General features: G+C 64.1%; 19 protein-coding genes and 4 tRNA genes. 4 read left to right on the top strand and 19 right to left on the bottom strand.

What is annotated here, in order from left to right:
• Nucleotides 1-9: 9 nt before the first annotated feature.
• From CKW22_RS19765 to CKW22_RS19745, 5 genes are read right to left on the bottom strand one after another with little or no spacing between them, the layout of a single operon-like run.
• Nucleotides 10-840, bottom strand: a complete 831-nt coding sequence (locus tag CKW22_RS19765; protein ID WP_033700515.1) for a DUF2797 domain-containing protein — start codon at nucleotides 838-840, stop codon at nucleotides 10-12.
• Nucleotides 837-1,097, bottom strand: coding sequence for a YeaC family protein (locus tag CKW22_RS19760; protein ID WP_033700516.1), 261 nt, complete (start codon nucleotides 1,095-1,097; stop codon nucleotides 837-839). Before CKW22_RS19760 ends, CKW22_RS19765 begins: the two co-directional genes overlap by 4 nt.
• Nucleotides 1,098-1,110: 13 nt before the next feature.
• A complete protein-coding gene (locus tag CKW22_RS19755) occupies nucleotides 1,111-1,998 on the bottom strand; it encodes a rhomboid family intramembrane serine protease (RefSeq protein WP_033700517.1) in 888 nt (295 codons plus the stop codon).
• A complete protein-coding gene (locus CKW22_RS19750) occupies nucleotides 1,995-2,966 on the bottom strand; it encodes a metallophosphoesterase (protein ID WP_033700518.1) in 972 nt (323 codons plus the stop codon). Before CKW22_RS19750 ends, CKW22_RS19755 begins: the two co-directional genes overlap by 4 nt.
• The gene (locus tag CKW22_RS19745) at nucleotides 2,966-3,856 is read right to left on the bottom strand and encodes an NAD(+) kinase (RefSeq protein ID WP_033700519.1); all 891 of its coding nucleotides are present in this window, start codon (nucleotides 3,854-3,856) and stop codon (nucleotides 2,966-2,968) included. Before CKW22_RS19745 ends, CKW22_RS19750 begins: the two co-directional genes overlap by 1 nt.
• Here CKW22_RS19745 and CKW22_RS19740 point away from each other — a divergent pair.
• Both CKW22_RS19740 and CKW22_RS19735 read left to right on the top strand, forming a co-directional pair.
• Nucleotides 3,855-4,877: a DUF1853 family protein gene (locus CKW22_RS19740; RefSeq protein ID WP_033700520.1), complete on the top strand. Its 1,023-nt coding sequence runs from the start codon at nucleotides 3,855-3,857 to the stop codon at nucleotides 4,875-4,877. The genes CKW22_RS19745 and CKW22_RS19740 overlap by 2 nt on opposite strands.
• Nucleotides 4,878-5,095: 218 nt before the next feature.
• Nucleotides 5,096-5,641, top strand: a complete 546-nt coding sequence (locus CKW22_RS19735) for a cytochrome b (protein WP_033700521.1) — start codon at nucleotides 5,096-5,098, stop codon at nucleotides 5,639-5,641.
• Here CKW22_RS19735 and CKW22_RS19730 read toward each other — a convergent pair.
• Together CKW22_RS19730 and CKW22_RS19725 are read right to left on the bottom strand one after the other, a co-directional pair.
• Nucleotides 5,632-6,531, bottom strand: a complete 900-nt coding sequence (locus CKW22_RS19730) for a 1-aminocyclopropane-1-carboxylate deaminase/D-cysteine desulfhydrase (RefSeq protein ID WP_371856434.1) — start codon at nucleotides 6,529-6,531, stop codon at nucleotides 5,632-5,634. The two genes, CKW22_RS19735 and CKW22_RS19730, sit on opposite strands and share 10 nt — an antisense overlap.
• A gap of 74 nt (nucleotides 6,532-6,605) precedes the next feature.
• Nucleotides 6,606-8,642 carry an NADPH-dependent 2,4-dienoyl-CoA reductase gene (locus CKW22_RS19725; RefSeq protein ID WP_033700523.1) on the bottom strand — a complete coding sequence of 679 codons (2,037 nt, stop codon included), beginning with the start codon at nucleotides 8,640-8,642 and terminating at the stop codon, nucleotides 6,606-6,608.
• Between the two features lie 189 nt (nucleotides 8,643-8,831).
• Between CKW22_RS19725 and CKW22_RS19720 the strand changes: the two genes are divergently transcribed.
• Together CKW22_RS19720 and CKW22_RS19715 are read left to right on the top strand one after the other, a co-directional pair.
• A complete protein-coding gene (locus CKW22_RS19720; protein WP_095064847.1) occupies nucleotides 8,832-9,950 on the top strand; it encodes a nitrilase-related carbon-nitrogen hydrolase in 1,119 nt (372 codons plus the stop codon).
• A 4-nt stretch (nucleotides 9,951-9,954) separates the two neighbouring features.
• On the top strand, nucleotides 9,955-10,995 hold the full coding sequence (locus tag CKW22_RS19715; RefSeq protein ID WP_095064845.1) for an AraC family transcriptional regulator: 1,041 nt from the start codon (nucleotides 9,955-9,957) through the stop codon (nucleotides 10,993-10,995).
• A gap of 266 nt (nucleotides 10,996-11,261) precedes the next feature.
• On the opposite strand, the gene CKW22_RS19710 is transcribed toward CKW22_RS19715, so the two are convergent.
• From CKW22_RS19710 to accD, 12 genes are all read right to left on the bottom strand, one after another.
• Nucleotides 11,262-12,044: a DUF2242 domain-containing protein gene (locus CKW22_RS19710; RefSeq protein WP_095064843.1), complete on the bottom strand. Its 783-nt coding sequence runs from the start codon at nucleotides 12,042-12,044 to the stop codon at nucleotides 11,262-11,264.
• A gap of 187 nt (nucleotides 12,045-12,231) precedes the next feature.
• A tRNA-Asp gene (locus tag CKW22_RS19705) sits at nucleotides 12,232-12,308 on the bottom strand.
• Between the two features lie 141 nt (nucleotides 12,309-12,449).
• Nucleotides 12,450-12,526, bottom strand: a tRNA-Asp gene (locus CKW22_RS19700).
• 101 nt (nucleotides 12,527-12,627) lie between these two features.
• Nucleotides 12,628-12,704: transfer RNA gene (locus CKW22_RS19695), tRNA-Asp, on the bottom strand.
• A gap of 80 nt (nucleotides 12,705-12,784) precedes the next feature.
• Nucleotides 12,785-12,860 (bottom strand) — tRNA-Val (locus CKW22_RS19690).
• Nucleotides 12,861-13,076: 216 nt separating this feature from the next.
• Complete coding sequence (locus CKW22_RS19685; RefSeq protein ID WP_033700527.1) at nucleotides 13,077-13,850, bottom strand: SDR family oxidoreductase; 774 nt, start codon at nucleotides 13,848-13,850, stop codon at nucleotides 13,077-13,079.
• Nucleotides 13,847-15,058: an O-succinylhomoserine sulfhydrylase gene (locus CKW22_RS19680; protein ID WP_033700528.1), complete on the bottom strand. Its 1,212-nt coding sequence runs from the start codon at nucleotides 15,056-15,058 to the stop codon at nucleotides 13,847-13,849. The genes CKW22_RS19685 and CKW22_RS19680 overlap by 4 nt, the downstream gene beginning before the upstream one ends.
• Before the next feature lie 15 nt (nucleotides 15,059-15,073).
• The gene (gene purF / locus CKW22_RS19675; protein ID WP_033700529.1) at nucleotides 15,074-16,579 is read right to left on the bottom strand and encodes an amidophosphoribosyltransferase; all 1,506 of its coding nucleotides are present in this window, start codon (nucleotides 16,577-16,579) and stop codon (nucleotides 15,074-15,076) included.
• A gap of 42 nt (nucleotides 16,580-16,621) precedes the next feature.
• Nucleotides 16,622-17,179, bottom strand: a complete 558-nt coding sequence (locus CKW22_RS19670) for a CvpA family protein (protein WP_033700530.1) — start codon at nucleotides 17,177-17,179, stop codon at nucleotides 16,622-16,624.
• 121 nt (nucleotides 17,180-17,300) lie between these two features.
• The gene (locus CKW22_RS19665) at nucleotides 17,301-17,960 is read right to left on the bottom strand and encodes an SPOR domain-containing protein (protein WP_095064841.1); all 660 of its coding nucleotides are present in this window, start codon (nucleotides 17,958-17,960) and stop codon (nucleotides 17,301-17,303) included.
• A gap of 4 nt (nucleotides 17,961-17,964) precedes the next feature.
• Nucleotides 17,965-19,251 (bottom strand): bifunctional tetrahydrofolate synthase/dihydrofolate synthase, encoded by a 1,287-nt coding sequence (folC, locus tag CKW22_RS19660; RefSeq protein WP_095064839.1) that lies wholly within the window; start codon nucleotides 19,249-19,251, stop codon nucleotides 17,965-17,967.
• A complete protein-coding gene (gene accD, locus CKW22_RS19655; protein ID WP_033700534.1) occupies nucleotides 19,251-20,144 on the bottom strand; it encodes an acetyl-CoA carboxylase, carboxyltransferase subunit beta in 894 nt (297 codons plus the stop codon). Before accD ends, folC begins: the two co-directional genes overlap by 1 nt.
• Nucleotides 20,145-20,196: the final 52 nt, after the last annotated feature.

The following is a 20,196-nucleotide window of genomic DNA, read 5'->3' as shown; positions in this document are numbered from 1 at the left end:
AGGTCCTTTTTACTGGAGCACGGCCAACTGGTAGGCCGTGTACTTGCGAATGTTGATCACGCCGGTGTCGAAAATCAGGTACTGGCCCTTGATGCCCAGCAGCGTGCCTTCCACCACCGGGTTCTTGTCCAGGTTGAAGCTGACGATCTTCGTCGGGTAGGCCTCGACCGGGTAACGCATCTGCACCACCTCGGCATCCGGCAGCAGCTGCAGCGCCTGCAGGCCAAAGCGTGCCTGCAGCTCGCGCAGGCCGTCGGCGCAGGCATCGAAGATCTGTTCGCGGATGGCGACCAGGTCCAGCACTTCGGCGTCGCCCTTGAGCAGTGCACGCCAGTTGGTGCGGTCGGGTACCTGGCTGCGCAGCACGTCTTCGACCAGACCTGATTGCTGGCGGGTGGCCACGCGCATGATCGGCAGGGCCTGGCTGGCACCCTGGTCGAGCCAGCGGGTGGGCAGTTGGGTGGCGCGGGTGATGCCGACCTTGACCCCCGACGAGTTGGCCAGGTAGACCACGTGGTCGGTCATGCAGAACTGCTCGCCCCAGGACGGCTCGCGGCAGGTGCCGGCGTCGTAGTGGCAGCGTTCCGGGGCCATGATGCAAATGTCGCACTGGGCCAGCTTGGTCATGCACGGGTAGCAGTAACCCTGGCTGAAGCTGGTCTTGGTGCGCTTGCCGCAATGGCTGCAATGAATGGCGCCGAGGTACTCCAGGCGCAGGCGCTGGCCGATCAACGGGTTGACCGGTACCTGCTCCTCACCCAGGCGAAAGCTGTATTGCACGACCGGTGCTTCCAGGCGCACCGCCATCTTGCTCAAAGAGCCACGAGCGAGTTCGATCAATGTACCGAGTCCGACTTGAACAGAATGTTAGCGATCGGCGCCGACTTCGACGCGCATTCCTGCGGGCCCATGTAACCGGTGCGCTGATCTTCGGGGAGGTTTTGCATCTCCCAGGCGATCACGGCCTGCAACGACAGCTCTTTCTGTTCGACAGTGAGCTTGCGGCCATCGGACCATTTACCGATCTCCACGGCCGTTTTCAGGCTCTCGTAGATTTCGGGGGTAATGTTTTCGATCATTTGCGCGAAAGTGGACATAGCGTCTCCTAATTCAAGCCGACAGTTTACGCCGGGCCATCCCGCCACCCAAGAGCCCTGTCAGGCATCCGATGAGCAACCCGCCGACGTGGGCGGCATTGGCGATCTGGCCAAAGCCGAGCTGGCCGACCACCCCGGTCAGGCACACCACCAGCCAGATGAGCATCATCACCAGCACGCCCTTGGGCAGGTTGAAGTGCGGGTTGGGCGCCAGCCACTGGTACAGCCAGATATGCCCAAGCAAGCCGTAGAGCACGCCAGACAGGCCGCCGAACAGGCTCGGGCCGCTGGTGTAGTGCTGGGCCAGGTTGGACACCAGGCTGAACAACAGGGTCAGGCCCAGCAACAGCCACGGACCCTGGCGCAGTTCGATGCGCTTGCCCAGCTCCCAGTACCACAGGCTGTTCATGGCCAGGTGCAGCACGCCGAAGTGCAGCAGCATCGGTGACACCAGGCGCCACCATTGGCCCTCGGCGAGGCCTTGGGCCAGTGGGGTGAAGTACAGGTAGTCGCCTTGTACGCGGAAATCGAGGAAGGTGAACCAACCGATGGTCGAGAAGTTTTCGCCAAGGCTGGTGAGGCCCGCGACGATGAAGCACAGCAGCAGGATCACGGTGGTGACCTTGCAGGCTTTTGCCTGGTCCTTCAGGGAGGGCTGGGTGGCGGCAGTCGCGGTTGAACCCGCTGCCATTGGCGCCTGGGCAAGCTCAAGGTCGGCGTTGCCGTCCGGGAAGCGCTGGTAGAGTTGCAGCACGTCTTCGGCCAGGGTATCGGGCGCCCAGAGCACCTGGGCATCGCCTTCTTCGCTGACCCGGTGCGGCACCTGCAAGCGCTGCAGCAGATGGACGAAGCCGCTGAGGTCGACCGACAGCGGCAGGCGCATCACTTCGATTATGTTCATTGATTGGCCTGTGGGCGATCGACGTCGACCCAGACGAACTTGTGCGGGTCGATACGGGTTTCATCATCCAGCCGATAGGCTGCCAGCTTGCCATAGAGCACGGCGCTGTAGTCCAGGCAGGCCAGGTTGTCGCGTATCGGCGCCGGGCGGCCGCTGCGCCAGTAATGGCCGACGAACAGCAAGGGTTCGTCCTCGGCGTAGCGCAGCAAGGCGTTCTTCTGGGTATGGCTGAGCGGCGTGCTGGCGACTGCCTCGGGCAGGGCATCGGGCTGGAACACGATGTCGCCATAGGTTTGCGGGTCTTCTTCCCAGAATTTGGTGCGGAAGAAGGCGCGGGTCAGGCCATCGCCACCGGTCAGGGTCAGCCCGTCCGGCAGGCGCATGTCGGTGCCCCGCAGCAGGCGATTGCACACCGTGGCGGCGAAACTGCCGGGCACGGCCGAGGCCTGGATGAAGTGTTGGTCGATGCGCCCATTCGGGTATTGCTGGCGTAGCGGCTCGATCAACCGGGGGTCCCAGCAGGCGTGCACCAGGCGGAAGCGCCCGGCGTCGACGAACAGCGGCAATTCATAGAACCAGTTGACGAAGTCATGCCAGTCGCCGGGGTGGTGGGCGAACTGGGTCAGGGTCTCGTCGATCAGCCGGGCGTGGCGTGGCGTGTGCTCGCGCACATGGGCCTTGCCGCTGCCGGGCAGGGCCGGGGTAACCCAGCCCAGGGCGTTGTACTCATGGTTGCCCATGATGCAGAACGCCTGACCGGCCTCGACCATGTCGTGCACGATGTGCAAGGCCTCGCGGATACGCGGCCCACGGTCGACGATGTCACCGAGGAACAGTGCCTGGCGCCGTGGGTGGCGCCAGACGCCCGCCACACGCTTGTAACCCAAGGCGTCGAGCAGGCGTTCAAGGGTCAGCGCACAACCATGCACGTCACCGATGATGTCGAAACTTCGCGCCGGATCGAGCATCAGTCGTCCCTGCTGCCAAGGCGGCTGCCCCAGCCGAGTTTGGTACGGCAGACTTCGTAGTAATTGTGGTCCAGCGGATGGATCAGGCGCAGTTTCTGCGGCTTCTTGCTCACCGTGATGGTGTCGCCGGGGGCGCAGGTGAAGTGGTTCTGGCCGTCACAGGAGACCTGCGGATAGATCTGCAGGTCCTTGGCCACGACGATCTTCAGTTCGCTGTTGCCGTCCACCACGATCGGCCGGCCCGACAGGGTATGCGGGTACATCGGCACGATGACGATGGCGTCGAGCTTGGGGTGCATGATCGGGCCGCCCGCCGACAACGCATAGGCGGTCGAGCCGGTCGGGGTGGCGACGATCAGGCCGTCGGCCTTCTGGCTGCAGACGAACTGGCCATCGATGTAGATCTCGAACTCGATCATCCGCGTCGATTTGCCGGGGTGCAGGACCACATCGTTGAGCGCATCGCCTTGGCCGATGGCCTCGTGGTGCCGGCGCACTTCGGCCTGCAACAGGAAGCGGTTTTCTACCAGGTAGTGACCGTCGAGCACTTCGGCGACCTTTTCTTCCAACTCGTCGGGGCGGATATCGGTAAGAAAGCCCAGGTTGCCGCGGTTGATGCCCAGCACCGGAATGTTGTGCCGGGCCAAGGCGCGGGCGGCGCCGAGCAGGCTGCCATCACCACCAACGACGATGACCAGGTCGCAGACCTCGCCCAGCAGCTTGCGCGTGGACGTCTGCAGGCCGTGGCCGGGCAGCACTTCGGCGATGGTGTCCTCGAGGATCACATGCAGGTGGCGCTCGATGAGGAATTTTTTCAGTCGGCGAATGGTGTCGAGCACCTGTGAGCTGCCAAGGCGTCCGATGATACCGATATTGCGAAATTGCTCCATGGGGCTCCTGCGAGGCTCTGCGGCGGGTGACTATGCGCCGATTATGGGCGAAACGACCGGGCAGCGGCAAACCGGCTATGCTCGCTGGATGATGCCCTTCGCCGAACTCCACGACTTGCCCCGCCAGTTGCGCCGCCCTGCCGTTCGCGACCTGGCCTGGACACTGCTGTCCCCACCGCTGCTCAGCGCCCCGCCCTGCCCCCAGCGCCACCCGCTGGCAGGCAGTGCCTGGGCCGATGAGCCGCAGCGCCTGAAAGCCTGGTTGTTGGCCTTGGATGCCGATGACCAGCCGCTGCGTGACGGGCTGGCGAGGCTGACCAGCCGGCGCCTGGGGCTTTACTACGAAAGCCTGTGGCAGTTCGCCCTGGGCCAGGCGCCGGGTATCGAGCTGCTGGCGGCCAACCTGGCGATCCGCGAAGGTGGGCGCACGCTGGGCGAGCTGGATATCTTGCTGCGCGACGCTGAAGGCACCCACCACCTGGAGCTGGCGATCAAGCTTTACCTGGGGCCGGACCACAGCGGTGGCCGCGACCCCGCGCAGTGGCTCGGGCCGGGGTGTTACGACCGATTGGGCAGCAAGCTGGCGCACCTGGCCGGGCATCAGTTGCCCATGTCTAGTGGTGCGCACAGCCGTGTGGCGCTGGCCGGGCTTGGCGTGCAGCAGGTGCAAGCGCATCTGTGGCTTGCGGGTTATCTGTTCTACCCATGGCCTGGGCATGCAGAACCGCCTGAGGGGGCCAACCCGCTGCATCTGCGCGGGCGTTGGTTACGCCGGCGGGATTGGCCAAGGGCCACAGCTGAACGTTGGCAGCCCCTGCCGCGCAATGCCTGGTTGGCGCCAGCGCGGGTCACGGCCGAGGCGTGCTGGACAGTGCAGCAGTTCGAGGCTTGGCTGGCGGGGTTGGATGAGCAGGCGCCGGCGCAGATGCTGGTCAGGTTGCACATGCAGGCCGATGGGGCCTGGCATGAAGTAGAGCGGGTATTTTTGGTGGCCGATGGCTGGCCGGCGCTGAGCGAGTAGGTGGGTTTGTGCGCAGGGCTTGAGGTTTGTGGCGCCCAGAAGATCGAGCGCCGCGCTGGCGGCGCTCGATCTCATAGGCGCTAAAAACCTCAAGCCCTGCCCCACCGGCCAAACACCTTTCACCGACCCAGCGCAAAGCATCCCCTCAAATCAGCAGTTACAGTTACCCGTGAGCGCCAGCAAGAGCGCCACCTTAAACCTGATGACGAGGATCAAGCATGGTTTCACTCACCCCGACGCCTCATTACGCGCGCCTGTCCATCGCCCTGCACTGGCTGATGCTGGTGCTGCTGGCCGCCGTCTACGCCTGCATCGAGTTTCGCGGCCTGTTCCCCAAGGACAGCGCTGAGCGCAACCTAATGAAGGACCTGCACTTCATGCTGGGCCTGACGGTGTTCGTGCTGGTCTGGCTGCGCCTGGCGGTACGCCTGAGCCGCCCCACCCCGCCCATTCTGCCCAAGCCCCCTGCATGGCAGACCGGCCTTGCCCACCTGATGCACCTGGCACTGTACCTGTTGATGATCGGCCTGCCCCTGGCCGGCTGGCTGATTCTCAGCGCCGCCGACAAGCCGGTACCCTTCTATGGCCTCGAGCTGCCCCACCTGATCGGCGCAGACCCGGACCAAGCCAAGTTCATCAAAGGCTGGCATGAGCGCGTCGGCAGCTGGGGTTACTGGCTGATCGGCCTGCATGCGCTGGCCGGGCTGTATCACCACTACGTGCAACGCGACAACACGCTGCTGCGCATGCTGCCCTACAAGTAACCGCGTCGGCCTTGCAGGCCACCGGTGTGCAGCACGATCAGGCGGGTGCCGGGCGGGAATACGCCGGCCTCGACCTGCTCACGCAGCGCCAGCAAGGCCTTACCGGTGTAGAGCGCTTCGAGCGGCACGCCGGTGCTGCGCTCGCAGGCGTCGATGAACCCCAGCAGTTCGTCGTCGACCCGGGCAAAGCCGCCCCGGCAGGCATCGTGCAGCCTATAACCACTGTCGCCTACCAGTTGGCTCACATTCTCCGCCACGCCATGATCGCCTGGCACCGCCAGCGCGCCGTGCACGTCATGCGCGCCGGCCTCTTCCAGCACCAGGCCAGCCAGCGTGGTACCGGTACCCACGGCCAGCCACCAGGCGCTGTAATCGTCCCAACCGATGCCGGCCAGCTGTGTACGCGCCTGCGCGACGATCAACCCGCAGCCTTGCGCGCCCGCCATGCCGCCACCGCCTTCGGGGATGCAGTGCCAGCCGGGGTAACGTGCCTGCCAGGGTTGCCAGAACCCCGCTTCATGGCGCGCACGGTAGCCACCATAGCCCAGCCAGTGCACGTGCATGCCCAGCGTCTGCAGATCACGCACCGTCGGGGTGTCCTGGGCATGGCCACGCAGCAAGCCGGCGGTGGCGAAGCCAAACCGTTTGCCGGCGGCGGCCAGGGCGTGCAAGTGGTTGGAGTGGCTACCGCCCAGGCTGATCAGGCCGGGGGCGCCTGCTTCATGGGCTTGTGCAAGGTGGTGGCGCAGCTTGAACCACTTGTTGCCGCTGATCAGGGGGTCGATCAGGTCCAGGCGCAAGATGGCAGCTTCGACGTTGGCGCTTTGTAGCCAAGGCAGGGTCAGGGGGTGCAGAGGGGCCTGGGGGAGGTTCAAGAAATCGATGGACATGGATCGGGGCCTGAGGCGGATTCATCAGTCTATCAGTGAAACAGCGGGGGGCCGCAAAGCAGCCCCCGGCCCTATCAAAGCTCGGCAGCCAGGCGCGAGCCTTGGTTGATCGCCCGCTTGGCATCCAGCTCCGCTGCCACGTCCGCGCCGCCGATCAAATGCACCGACTGCCCTGCGGTCACCAGCCCGTCGTACAACTCACGCAGCGGCTCTTGCCCGGCGCAGATCACCACGTTGTCCACTGCCAGCAGTTGCGGCTCACCGCCGCCGACACGAATGTGCAAACCGGCGTCGTCGATATTCAGGTATTCAACGCCATTGAGCATCTGCACCTGTTTGTTCTTCAGCCCCGCGCGATGGATCCAGCCGGTGGTCTTGCCCAGACCGTCACCTACCTTGGACGCCTTGCGCTGCAGCAGGAACACCTGGCGTGCCGGCGCGTGCGGCGCGGCCTTGATTCCGGCCACGCCACCGCGGGCCTCAAGCTGGGTGTCGATGCCCCACTCTTTCCAGAACGCGTCACGGTCCTGGCTGCTGGCCACACCCTGATGCACCAAGTATTCGGACACATCGAAACCGATACCGCCGGCCCCAATCACCGCGACGGCCGCGCCGACCGGCTTGCGTTCGAGCAGCACATCCAGGTAGCTGAGCACCTTGGCGTGCTCCACCCCCGGGATCGCTGGGGTGCGTGGCGCGATACCGGTGGCCAGGATGACCTCGTCGAAGCCGCCGTCCACCAGCGCCTGTACATCGACGCGGGTGTTCAGGCGCACGTCCACGCCTGTGCTGCTGAGCTTGTTGGCAAAGTAGCGCAGGGTCTCGAAGAACTCTTCCTTGCCCGGCACCCGCTTGGCCACGTTGAACTGCCCACCGATCTCGCCAGCGGCATCGAACAGCGTCACCTGGTGGCCACGCTCAGCGGCCACAGTGGCGGCCGCCAGGCCGGCTGGGCCTGCACCGACCACGGCAATACGCTTCACCGCGCGCACAGGCAGGTAGTTGAGCTCAGTCTCGTGGCAGGCGCGTGGGTTGACCAGACAACTGGTCAGCTTGCCGCCAAAGGTGTGGTCCAGGCAGGCCTGGTTGCAGCCGATGCAGGTGTTGATTTGATCAGCGTGCCCGGCGGCGGCTTTGTTGACGAAGTCCGGGTCGGCCAGGAACGGCCTCGCCATGGAGACCATGTCGGCGTCGCCTTCGGCGAGCACCGCCTCGGCCACTTCCGGGGTGTTAATACGGTTGGTGGTGATCAGCGGAATGTTCACCGCCCCCCGCAGCTTGGCGGTGACCTTGCTGAACGCCGCACGCGGCACCTTGGTGGCGATGGTCGGGATGCGCGCCTCGTGCCAACCGATGCCGGTGTTGATCAGGGTCGCACCGGCCTGCTCGATGGCTTTGGCCAACAGCTCGATTTCATCCCAGGTGCTGCCACCCTCGACCAGATCGAGCATCGACAGGCGGAAGATGATGATGAAGTTCGGGCCCACGGCCTCACGTACGCGGCTGACGATTTCCACGGCCAAGCGCATGCGGTTGGCGTAGCTGCCACCCCAGCGGTCGGTGCGGTGGTTGGTGTGGGCAGCGAGGAACTGGTTGATGAAATAGCCTTCCGAACCCATTACCTCGACGCCATCGTAGCCCGCACGCTGGGCCAGTACGGCGCAATTGACGAAGTCGGCGATCTGCTTCTCGATGCCCGCTTCGTCCAGCTCCTTGGGCTTGAACGGGTTGATTGGCGCCTGGATCGCACTCGGCGCGACCTGGCGCGGGCTGTAGGCGTAGCGCCCGGCATGCAGGATCTGCAGGCAGATCTTGCCGCCCGCGGCGTGTACCGCGTCAGTCACGATGCGGTGCTTGTCGGCTTCTTCTTCGGTGCTGAGCTTGGCGGCGCCAGAATAGACCCCACCTTCATCATTAGGCGCGATGCCGCCGGTGACCATCAGGCCGACGCCACCCCGGGCGCGCTCGGCAAAATAGGCCGCCATGCGCTCGAAACCACCGGGCCGCTCTTCAAGGCCGGTGTGCATCGAGCCCATCAGGGTGCGATTGCGCAAGGTGGTGAAGCCGAGGTCGAGCGGTGCGAGCAGGTGCGGATAAAGGTCGGCAGCCATGGAAGGTCCCCATGTGGCGTGATCACGGAATGCGGGTACCTCGCCAGCCGGCGGGCCCGTCGTTTATCTGCCGATGACATTAAACAGGCGTTTGAACAGGCTCAATGATCGAAACTGACAACTTATTGATCCTCCCTCACAGCACGGCTACCCTAGACAACTCTGACTTCCAAGGCGCAGTACCGCTTCATGCGAAAACTCCTGGCAAGCGCCCTGGCGCTGGTGATGATCGCCGCCGTGTGCGGCTACGGCTTCTGGACCCAGCAGCGCCCGGAAGGCCATTACCTGTCCGACCTGCGCATCGAGCTCGCGCTCAACCATGGCGTGCCGGGCGAACACGGCAACCTGCTGGGCGTCGAGCCGCTGCTTTACCCAAGTGACTACCAGAACCTGCAGCGCCTGCACCGCAAGCTCTCGGCCTATCTGCAGCAGGCCCGAATGCAGGGGCTGGTTGGCCCACGCACGGTGGTGGTGTTGCCGGAGCACATCGGCACCTGGCTGTGGGCGCGCGGCGAAAAGAACGAGCTGTACCAGGTCACGCAGAGCCGCGAGGCCTTGCAATGGCTGGAGCTGAGCAACCCGCTGCGCTATGGCCTGGCGATGCTGCGCGCCAACGCCGACGACTGGCGCACCGACGCGCACTTGCGCATGAAGGCCGAGCAGATGGCCGCCGACTATCAGCAGCTGTTCGGTGGCCTGGCCAAGGAGTTTGGGGTAACCCTGGTGGCTGGCTCTATCGTGCTCCCTGCCCCTTATGTCAAACAGGGCGTGCTGCACGCCGGCAGTGGCCCGCTGTACAACAGCAGCGTGGTGTTTGCCGGCGACGGCTCGCTGCTGGGCCAGCCCCAGCGCCAGCAGTACCCAGACAGCGAAATGCGCCGCTACATCCATGATGGCCGCCAGCACCCGCTGCAGGTCCTGCAAACCCCCGCCGGGCGCCTCGGTGTACTGATCGGCAGTGACAGCTGGTACCCGGAAAACCACCAGCAACTGGAGCAACAGTCGGTCCAACTGATCGCCAACCCGGTGTTCCTCAGCGGCAAAGGTAGCTGGCAGGCGCCCTGGCGCGGCAACCGCCACCAGCAAGCGGCGGCCGAGCTTGCCTTGCAGCGTGGCGAGGTAAGCGAGCAAACCGCCTGGCAGCGCCTGACCCAGGCGGCTGGCGCAGGTGTCAGCAGCATGAGCGTGTTCATGCGCGGGCAGTTCTGGGAGCAGGCCAGCGACGGCCAGGGCTTTGCCCATCAATCGGGCGAACTGCTGGCGGGCAACCCTAGCCATGGCGCCCGCCTGCTGAACCTGTGGTTGTGACCCCGTGGCCCGCCCCCGCGTGCGCCTGGGTGACCTGTCGGTAGGCTTCGTCCAGCCATTGGCCGAGGCTGTGCGCGCGCTGGGCCATGACCCAGCGCCCCTGCTGCGGCGCTATGGCCTCGATGCTGCGCGCCTGGCCGAAGCGGGCGCACGCTTGTCGATCCCCCGCTACATGCACCTTGGGCATGCCGCCATCACGCTCTGCTCAGAGCCGGCCCTGGGCCTGCACATGGGGCGCCTCAGCCGCCTGGCCCATGCCGGCCTGGCGGGCATCACGGCGGCCCAGGCGCCAACCCTGGGCGAAGCGGCGCGCACCTTGCTGCGCTTCGAGCCGCTGTACGCTGCCAACTACCGGGGCCACTCAAGCTTTCAGGAAGATGCCCAGGGCGCCTGGCTGCGCTTCTACTCCATCAGCCCGTACAACACGTACAACCGTTTCGTGGTCGAATCGTTGCTCGCCGGCTGGCTGGCACAACTGGGCGACCTGACAGGCACCGTGCTGCAGGCCGAACGGCTGGATATTGAATTTGCAGCGCCCGACTATGCCACTCAGTATCAGCCGCTGTGCTGTACCCCGGTGCAGTTCGCAGCCGCTGGCAATCAACTGCGCCTGAGCCGCGCCACGCTACAGATAGCCAACCCGCAGCATTGCCCGAGCACCTGGCAGCACCTGCTGCAACTCTGCGAAGCCGAGTTGCTCCAGCGCACACGGGTACGCAGCCTGGGTGAACGCATCACGCACCTGCTCGGCCCGTTACTCAATGGCGGCCGCGAACCGGACCTGGACGAAGTGGCCCAGAGCCTGCAACTGCCCACCTGGACATTGCGGCGCAAGCTGGCTGAGGAAGGCACGCGCTTTCGCGACGTGCTGAACGAGACACGGCGCGACCTGGCCGAAACCTACATCCGTGACACGGCGCTGGCTTTCGGCGAAATCGCTTATCTGCTGGGGTTTGCTTCGGCAGAGGCTTTCCAGCGCGCATTCAAGCGCTGGACCGGCCTCACGCCGGGGGAGTTTCGCCGCAGTCAGCGGCAGGCCGGCTAAAGCTCGGTGGCGTCCTCGGCAGGTTCCGGGGTATCCAGTTCGTATGCCTGGAACTCGAGCAGCTCTTCCTGATATTCGTCCATTGCCCTGCGTCCTCTTTTCTCATCTGTCTTCGTAGGTGTCGCCTTCAACCTAAGCAGGTTGGGTGAAGGAATGATGACAAGCTCATGAGAAGTAAACGTAGCAGGTATCGAACGCGCTATCGGCGCCCGTCTGTAACAGGGAATGTGTGCTGTGCCCGCGCGTAGCCGCAGGCGCAAAGAGGCTCAGAGGGTGGCCGGCGGGGCTTCAGCAGGTTGCGCCTGGATCGGTGCCGGCTCTGCCGGCGGTGCTACAGGTTGCGAGCCCTGGCTGTCATTGACCACAGGCGCCGCTGGCACCTCGGCGGCAGGCGCTGGGGCGGCTGCGGGAACCGCTGCTGGGGCGGCAGCCGCCTGCTCTGGCAGCCCCAGGTCAACTGCGGGCTTTTCTACCTTCGGCGCAGGCGCCTCAGGCTCGACCTTGGCCTTGCTGACCTTCTTGGGCTTGGGCAGATAGCTCTCCACCAGTGCGAAATACCGGTCGTAGAACTGCGCCGCAGTCACCGTCTCGCTGGCCACCTTGACCATCGAGTCGTCACTCGAACCGATCGGCATCGACACCGAACCCAGCACGCCCACACCCAGGCTGGCGGAGGTATTGGACTTCTTCAGGCTGTAGCGATCCTGCAGGGCGTTGGCGAACATGGTCGAACGCTGTTCGTCGCTCACGTCTGGCGCGCAGGTGACGTTGAAACTGATCTGCAGGTGGTTTTCGCTGTTCTGCTGGAAGCTCTTGTTGCCGGTAACCTGGTTGGCACCGCTGCTGGTGATGATATAGCCCTGGCTGAGCAAGGCACGGCGAGCGGCCTCGCAGGAGCCGGCATCGGTCACCGGAAAGCTGCGCGAGAACGTCCCCGAGTCGTCGAAGTTCTCGTGCTCGTAGATGGCCGTTTTTTTCGAGGAACAACCGGTCACGCCCGCCAGCACCAGGGCCAGCCCGAGCGCACCAAAGACGGATGATCTGGTCATTGCGAATTCCGGGTAAGTCGAGAAGGTGCCTATTGTGCATCAGCGCGCACAGACACTGAAACCGTTCATCCGTGAAGAGTCTGTCAGCTTCGTGTAAAGGTGGCCGAGCTGGCCGTGAAAACGAAAAAAGCGACCCTAAGGTCGCTTTTCACGTTGCTTCGAGGTGTTCAGGGCCTCGAGGCGAAGATGGCGCAGCGGACGGGACTCGAACCCGCGACCCCCGGCGTGACAGGCCGGTATTCTAACCGACTGAACTACCGCTGCGTATCGCTTGGGCTTGCGCCCGGTGAAACCTGCTTTGCCTGCTTACTGGCCAGAGGCACAGTTTTATCAGGCACAAAAAAAGCGACACGTTGATCGCTCTTTTTGTTGCTTCGAGGCGTTCAAGGGGCCTCGAAACGAAGATGGCGCAGCGGACGGGACTCGAACCCGCGACCCCCGGCGTGACAGGCCGGTATTCTAACCGACTGAACTACCGCTGCGTATCATTCAGGCTTGCGCCCGATTGAAACTGGGATCGACCTCAGGCATATTTGCCTTTCGGTCTCAGACCGGTGCAAGGCACCCATCTGTTACTAAAAAGTGGCGCAGCGGACGGGACTCGAACCCGCGACCCCCGGCGTGACAGGCCGGTATTCTAACCGACTGAACTACCGCTGCGCATAATGGCTTATCAGGCCTTGTTCCTCTCTGGCGATCGGCTTCTTTCGAAGCATCTTGCGTCAGGAACGCTCAGGAAGTGGTGGGTGATGACGGGATCGAACCGCCGACCCTCTGCTTGTAAGGCAGATGCTCTCCCGGCTGAGCTAATCACCCCCGCGATGTTGCTTGTTGCGTTTGCTTCGCTGAGGCCGCGAAATTTACGCAGGTACCGATGCTAAGTCAATACCCCCATTGAATTTTTTTTCAAAAAAGGCAAAAAAGCGGTTTCCACACCCTGTGCCATTTGGGTTGTTCCTGTTGGCTTGTTCAAGGGCAAACAAAAAAGGGGCCTTCTCGGCCCCTTTCCTTTACAACTCATAGTGTTACAGCTCAGGTGTAGATCATCTTGCGGGTCATGCCGCCATCGACCACAAACTCCTGGCCGGTGACGAACGCCGCTTGGCGCGACAGCAGCCAGGCCACCATCGCCGCAACGTCTTCCACCGTCCCTACCCTGCCCGTCGGGTGCTGGGCATGGTCGGCTTCGGTCAACGGCTCGGCACGGCGCTGGGAAGGGTCACGCGCATCGATCCAGCCCGGGCTCACCGCATTCACGCGGATCTCCGGGCCCAGGCTCATGGCCAAGGCATGGGTCAAAGCCACCAGGCCGCCCTTGCTCGCCGCGTAGGCCTCGGTGTCAGGCTCGGATTGCCGCGCACGGGTCGAGGTCAGGTTGACGATCGCCCCATTGTGCGCACGCAGGTACGGCGCACAATGCTTGGCCAGCAGCATCGGGCCATTGAGGTTGACCGCCAGCACCCGGTTCCATTGCGCCAGGCTCAGGCTTTCCAGCGTCTGGTTATGCGGGTTGGCGATCGCTGCATTGCACACCAGCGCGTCCAGCCGCCCGAACTGCCCCAGTACCTCGGACACCCCGGCACTGACCTGCGCCTCGTCGGCAACGTCCATGGTGATGAACCAGGCATTGTCACCCAACGCCTTGGCTACCTTGGCCCCACGCGGGCGGTCCAGGTCGCTTAGCACCACCTGCCAGCCTTCACAGATCAACCAGGCGGCAATCCCCAAGCCGATACCGCGAGCGGCACCGGTCACCAGGGCTACCCGACCGTTATGGCCCGGTGCACCGCCTCTGATTTCAATCACAGTGCCGCCAACCCGCGTGCAAGGTCAGCCTGCAGGTCAGCGACATCTTCCAGGCCCACGGCAACGCGGATCAGGCTGTCGCGGATACCCGCCGCTTCACGCTCCTGCGGCGACAGACGGCCGTGGGAGGTGGTGGCCGGGTGGGCGATGGTGGTCTTGCTGTCGCCCAGGTTGGTGGTGATAGAGATCATCCGCGTGGCGTCGATAAAGCGCCACGCGCCCTCTTTGCCCCCCTTCACCTCAAAGCTCACCACGGCGCCAAAGCCGCTCATCTGGCGCTTGGCCAGCGCGTGCTGTGGGTGGCTTGGCAGGCCGGCGTAATGCACCTTCTCGATGCCGTCCTGCTGCTCCAGCCATTCGGCCAGTACCTGGGCGCTCTCGCAGTGCGCACGCATGCGCAAACGAAGGGTTTCCAGGCCTTTGGTGAAGATCCAGGCGTTGAACGGGCTGAGGGTCGGGCCTGCGGTACGCAGGAAGCCCACCACTTCTTTCATCTGCTCGCTACGCCCCGCCACCACGCCGCCCATGCAACGGCCCTGGCCGTCGATGAACTTGGTCGCCGAGTGGAACACGATGTCAGCGCCAAGCTTGAGCGGCTGCTGCAGGGCCGGGGTGCTGAAGCAGTTGTCCACCACCAGCATGGCACCACCGGCGTGGGCGATTTCACTGAGGGCGGCGATATCGACCAGCTCGGCCAACGGGTTGGACGGCGACTCGACGATCAGCAGCTTGGTATTGGCCTTGATGGCCTTTTCCCAACCGCCAAGGTCGACCAGCGGCACGTAGTCCACCTGCACACCAAAGCGTTTGAAGTACTTCTCGAACAGGCTGATGGTCGAGCCGAACACGCTCTGCGATACCAGTACATGGTCGCCCGCGCTGCACAGCGACATCACCACCGCCAGGATTGCCGCCATGCCGGTGGAGGTGCCCACGGCCTGTTCGGCGCCTTCCATGGCCGCCAGGCGCTCCTCGAAGGCGCGCACGGACGGGTTGGTGTAACGCGAATAGACGTTACCCGGCGTTTCGCCAGCAAAGCGTGCCGCCGCATCGGCGGCCGTACGAAACACATAGCTGGAGGTCAGGAACATCGCTTCGCTGTGCTCGCCCTCCGGTGTACGGTGTTGCCCGGCGCGCACCGCCAGGGTGTCGAAACCGACACCCTCGAGGTCACTGTCCAGGCGCCCGGCATCCCATTGATCCGTCATGCCGTCGCTCCCTAATCAGTTGTTGTAGAGGTCGATGATCGCGCTGACCGCCTGGGTCTTCACCTTGGCCAGATCGTTACGGGCCTGCTCGATACGCTCGAGGTAGGCCGCGTCGATGTCGCCGGTGACGTACTCACCGTTGAACACCGCGCAATCGAAGTGCTCGATCTTGATCTTGCCGCCACCGACCGATTCGATCAGGTCAGGCAGGTCCTGATAGATCAGCCAGTCGGCGCCGATCAACTCGGCCACCTGGTCGGTGGTGCGGTTGTGGGCGATCAGTTCGTGAGCGCTCGGCATGTCGATGCCGTAGACGTTGGGATAGCGTACCGCAGGGGCTGCGGAGCAGAAGTAGACGTTTTTGGCGCCCGCTTCGCGGGCCATCTGGATGATCTGCTTGCAGGTGGTGCCGCGCACGATCGAGTCGTCCACCAGCATCACGTTCTTGCCGCGGAATTCCAGCTCGATGGCATTGAGCTTCTGGCGCACCGACTTCTTGCGTGCGGCTTGGCCGGGCATGATGAAGGTACGGCCGATGTAGCGGTTCTTGACGAAGCCTTCGCGGAATTTGACGCCCAGGTGGTTGGCCAGCTCCAGGGCCGCAGTGCGGCTGGTGTCCGGGATCGGGATGACCACGTCGATGTCGTGCTCTGGGCGTTCGCGCTGGATCTTCTCGGCCAGCTTCTCACCCATGCGCAGGCGCGCCTTGTACACCGAGACGCCGTCCATGATCGAGTCCGGGCGGGCCAGGTAGACGTGTTCGAAGATGCACGGCTGCAGTTTCGGGCTCTTCGCGCACTGTTTGGTGTACAGCTGGCCTTCTTCGGTGATGTACACCGCTTCGCCCGGCGCCAGGTCGCGAATCAGGGTAAAGCCGAGCACGTCCAGGGCGACGCTTTCGGAAGCGATCATGTATTCCACGCCTTCGTCGGTGTGGCGCTGACCGAACACCACCGGGCGAATACCGTTCGGGTCACGGAAACCGACGATACCGTAGCCAGTGACCATCGCCACCACCGCGTAGCCACCGACGCAACGGCTGTGCACGTGAGAAACCGCAGCGAACACGTCTTCTTCGGTTGGCTGCAGCTTGCCGCGCACGGCCAGCTCGTGGGCGAACACGTTCAGCAGCACTTCCGAATCGGAGTTGGTGTTGACGTGGCGCAGGTCGGACTCGTAGATCTCCTTGGCCAACTGCTCGACGTTGGTCAGGTTGCCGTTGTGCGCCAGGGTAATGCCGTACGGCGAGTTGACGTAGAACGGCTGGGCCTCGGCCGAGGTCGAGCTGCCCGCGGTCGGGTAGCGCACGTGGCCGATGCCCATGTGGCCCACCAGGCGCTGCATGTGGCGCTGCTGGAAGACGTCGCGCACCAAGCCATTATCCTTGCGCAGGAATAACCGGCCGTCATGGCTGGTCACGATACCGGCAGCGTCCTGGCCGCGGTGCTGGAGGACCGTAAGCGCGTCATACAGCGCCTGATTGACGTTCGACTTACCGACGATACCGACGATGCCACACATGCGACGCAACCCCTACTTTGACGAAACTTGAGTGAATAGCGCTCAGGGCTTTGCGGGCCCGAGCAACTGTTCCTTGAACGGGAGATCAGCCGGTGTGCTGATCACCCCACTGGACATCCACTGGCTGGTGAAACCGAGAATCAGGTTTTTCGACCAGTCAGCGACCAAGAGAAATTGTGGTATCAGGCGTGATTCCTGCCACCAGGTGTCTTGTTGAACCGGCCCCAGGCTGAGCAGCCCGATGGCCACCACCACCAGCAAAGCCCCCCGCGCGGCGCCGAAGGCCATGCCGAGGAAACGATCGGTGCCGGACAGCCCGGTCACGCGGATCAGCTCGCCGATGAGGAAGTTGATCATGGCCCCCACCAGCAGGGTGGCGACAAATAGAATGGCGCAACCGGCGATGGTACGCATCGACGGTGTCTGGATATAGCTTTCAAGATACACCGAGAGCGAGCCACCGAACATCCAGGCAACCGCACCGGCAATGATCCAGATGAGCAAGGACAAGGCTTCCTTGACGAAGCCGCGCTTGAGACTGATCAGTGTGGAGACGGCGATGATCGCAATGATCGCCCAATCAACCCAGGTAAATGCCACGGTGCCGCCTACAGACGTTTGAGGCGGCGCATTTTATCAGAGCAGCGGGCTGGGAGTAAGCGGAATGTCGGGCCGATCAGCAACTGCGCGATACCTGTGGGAGCGGACCGCGCTGGCACCATCAACCGCGTTCCGGCTGAAAACGCACCACGAAGCCTTTGAGGCTGTGCTTGCGGTTGATTGCATCACGCACACGCTCGGCCTCGGCGCGTTCGATCAGCGGCCCGACATACACCCGGTTCATACCGCCTGCAGAGCGGATGTAGGCGTTGTAGCCCTGGCTGCGCAAGGTCTGCTGAAGGCTTTCTGCCCCCGCGCGGTTGGACAGGCTGGCCAGCTGGATGGACCAACTGACCGGTAACCCGTTGACGTCGATTTTGGACGGCGCTACGGGCTTGGCTGCTGCGAGGGCAGGCGCCGGCGCAGCGGCGGGCTTGGTTTCCACCTTCTGTGCGGGTACTGACGGCTTGGCGGCCTGGGCCTGGGTCTGTGGCGACGGCGTGATCGGCTGGCTTGGCGTGCTCGCTGGCGCAGTAGCCTCGTCGATCACTACCGGGGGCTGCTGTGGCTCCTCAGGAATGACCTGAGGCTCCGGCACGGCGACCGGATCCACCTTCACCTCGGGCAGGCTCGGCATGGCCGGTGCCTGCGGGGCTTCAACCCGTACCTGGCGCATCTCGTCCTCGCGGGTGAACAGCATCGGCAGGAAGATCACCGCCAGCGCTACCAGCACCAACGCACCGACCATGCGCTGTTTCATCCCTTTATCCAGCACTGCCATCTACTCAACCCTCCGGGGCCTGCCGCGCCAACCACTCCAGGGCCTGGGCGACACAGAAAAACGAACCGAACAGCAGGATCTGGTCATCCGCCGTCGCCTGCGCGCATTGCCCTTCGAGGGCGGCGTCGACGCTGGCATAAGACTTCACCGAGGCGCCGAGGTTCGTCAAGGCATTCGCCAGTTCTGCGGCCGGACGGCTGCGAGGTGTATCCAGTGGTGCCACCGACCAGTCGTCGACCAGCCCCTGCAAGGGTTCGACAACGCCCTGCAGGTCCTTGTCAGCGAGCAGGCCGAACACCGCCAGGCGGCGCCCCTTGGGCGGTCGAGCGGCCAGGCGCCGCGCCAGGTAGGCGGCGGCATGCGGGTTATGCCCCACATCCAGCAGCAACTCCACCGGCTTGCCCTGCCAGTTCAGTTGGCGGCGATCGAGGCGCCCGGTGATGCGGGTGTCGAGCAATGCCTGGCGGATTTGCCCGGCATCCCATGGCAGGCCCATCAACAAATAGGCCTGCAGGGCCAAGGTGGCGTTTTCCATGGGCAGGTCGAGCAATGGCAGATCGCGCAGCTCTACCCGGCCACCTTCGGCCGTGGTCCCGCGCCAGTGCCAGGCAGCGTCGCTGCTTGCCAGGTCGAAATCACGGCCACGCAGGTACAACGGCGCTGCCAGCTCCTGTGCCTTGTCCAGCAAGGGCTGCGGCGGGTCGAGGTCGCCACACAGCGCCGGCTTGCCGGCGCGGAAGATACCGGCCTTCTCGAAGGCGACGCACTCACGGGTATCACCCAGGTAGTCGACATGGTCGACGCCGATACTGGTTACCAGCGCCAGGTCGGCATCGACCACGTTCACGGTGTCCAGACGGCCACCGAGGCCCACTTCGAGCACCACGGCATCCAGCTTCGACTGGTAGAACAACCAGAACGCCGCCAGGGTGCCCATCTCGAAATAGGTCAGGGAAATTTCGCCCCGCGCCGCCTCGACGGCGGCGAAGGCATCGCACAGGCGCTCATCACTGGCCTCCTGGCCATCGATGAGCACCCGCTCGTTGTAACGCAACAGGTGCGGCGAGCTGTACACGCCAACCTTGAGCCCCTGGGCACGCAGCATCGCAGCGACGAAGGCACAGGTGGAGCCTTTGCCATTGGTACCGGTGACGGTTACCACGCGCGGCGCCAGCTTGCCCAGCGCAAGGCGGGCAAGCACGTTCTGCGAACGTTCCAGGCCCATGTCGATGGCCGATGGATGCAACTGTTCGAGGTAGGCGAGCCATTCGCCCAGGGATCTTTGTTTCATCACGCGACCGCAGCCGCCTCACGTGCCTGCTCCGGGGTTTGCTGGCCGGTCATCTGCGCCAGCAGGCGGGCCAGACGCGGGCGCAGCTCGCCACGGGAGATGATCAGGTCGATGGCGCCATGCTCCAACAGGAACTCGCTGCGCTGGAAGCCTTCTGGCAGCTTCTCGCGCACGGTCTGCTCGATCACGCGGGGGCCGGCAAAACCGATCAGTGCCTTTGGCTCGCCGACAATAACGTCGCCGAGCATCGCCAGGCTGGCGGAAACGCCGCCGTAGACCGGGTCGGTCAACACCGAAATGAACGGGATGCCTTCTTCACGCAGGCGCGCCAGCACGGCCGAGGTCTTGGCCATCTGCATCAGCGAGATCAGCGCTTCTTGCATGCGCGCACCGCCGGAGGCCGAGAAACAGACCATCGGGCAGCGGTTTTCCAGGGCGTAATTGGCGGCGCGCACGAAACGCTCACCGACGATGGCACCCATGGAGCCGCCCATGAAGGAGAATTCGAACGCACTGACCACGATTGGCATGCCCATCAGGGTGCCGCTCATGGAGATCAGGGCGTCTTTCTCGCCGGTCTGCTTCTGCGCACCGGTGAGGCGGTCCTTGTACTTCTTGCCATCGCGGAACTTCAGGCGGTCGACCGGCTCCAGCTCGGCGCCCAGTTCGGCACGGCCTTCGGCGTCGAGGAAGATGTCGATACGCGCACGTGCGCCGATGCGCATGTGGTGGTTGCACTTGGGGCAGACATCCAGGGTCTTTTCCAGCTCCGGACGATACAGCACGGCCTCGCAAGCCGGGCACTTGTGCCACAGGCCTTCAGGCACCGAGCTCTTTTTCACCTCGGAACGCATGATCGAAGGGATCAGTTTGTCGACTAACCAGTTGCTCATGCTTTCTTTCTCCAGTATCGGCGGGCGGGGGCCAGCGTGACCGGCCTGCCCT

The sequence above is a fragment of the Pseudomonas sp. Irchel s3f19 genome, from assembly GCF_900187555.1.
Taxonomy (GTDB): domain Bacteria; phylum Pseudomonadota; class Gammaproteobacteria; order Pseudomonadales; family Pseudomonadaceae; genus Aquipseudomonas; species Aquipseudomonas capeferrum.
This window is presented reverse-complemented; position numbering and strand designations above follow the sequence as displayed.

What these genes read in the sequence shown, in the direction of transcription:
- CKW22_RS19760 (WP_033700516.1), bottom strand. Translation starts at nt 1,097, where the DNA reads ATGTCCACTTTCGCGCAAATGATCGAAAACATTACCCCCGAAATCTAC.
- CKW22_RS19755 (WP_033700517.1), bottom strand. Translation starts at nt 1,998, where the DNA reads ATGAACATAATCGAAGTGATGCGCCTGCCGCTGTCGGTCGACCTCAGC.
- CKW22_RS19750 (WP_033700518.1), bottom strand. Translation starts at nt 2,966, where the DNA reads ATGCTCGATCCGGCGCGAAGTTTCGACATCATCGGTGACGTGCATGGT.
- CKW22_RS19740 (WP_033700520.1), top strand. Translation starts at nt 3,855, where the DNA reads ATGGGGCTCCTGCGAGGCTCTGCGGCGGGTGACTATGCGCCGATTATG.
- CKW22_RS19745 (WP_033700519.1), bottom strand. Translation starts at nt 3,856, where the DNA reads ATGGAGCAATTTCGCAATATCGGTATCATCGGACGCCTTGGCAGCTCA.
- CKW22_RS19735 (WP_033700521.1), top strand. Translation starts at nt 5,096, where the DNA reads ATGGTTTCACTCACCCCGACGCCTCATTACGCGCGCCTGTCCATCGCC.
- CKW22_RS19730 (WP_371856434.1), bottom strand. Translation starts at nt 6,531, where the DNA reads ATGTCCATCGATTTCTTGAACCTCCCCCAGGCCCCTCTGCACCCCCTG.
- CKW22_RS19725 (WP_033700523.1), bottom strand. Translation starts at nt 8,642, where the DNA reads ATGGCTGCCGACCTTTATCCGCACCTGCTCGCACCGCTCGACCTCGGC.
- CKW22_RS19720 (WP_095064847.1), top strand. Translation starts at nt 8,832, where the DNA reads ATGCGAAAACTCCTGGCAAGCGCCCTGGCGCTGGTGATGATCGCCGCC.
- CKW22_RS19710 (WP_095064843.1), bottom strand. Translation starts at nt 12,044, where the DNA reads ATGACCAGATCATCCGTCTTTGGTGCGCTCGGGCTGGCCCTGGTGCTG.
- CKW22_RS19680 (WP_033700528.1), bottom strand. Translation starts at nt 15,058, where the DNA reads ATGACGGATCAATGGGATGCCGGGCGCCTGGACAGTGACCTCGAGGGT.
- purF (WP_033700529.1), bottom strand. Translation starts at nt 16,579, where the DNA reads ATGTGTGGCATCGTCGGTATCGTCGGTAAGTCGAACGTCAATCAGGCG.
- CKW22_RS19665 (WP_095064841.1), bottom strand. Translation starts at nt 17,960, where the DNA reads ATGGCAGTGCTGGATAAAGGGATGAAACAGCGCATGGTCGGTGCGTTG.
- folC (WP_095064839.1), bottom strand. Translation starts at nt 19,251, where the DNA reads ATGAAACAAAGATCCCTGGGCGAATGGCTCGCCTACCTCGAACAGTTG.
- accD (WP_033700534.1), bottom strand. Translation starts at nt 20,144, where the DNA reads ATGAGCAACTGGTTAGTCGACAAACTGATCCCTTCGATCATGCGTTCC.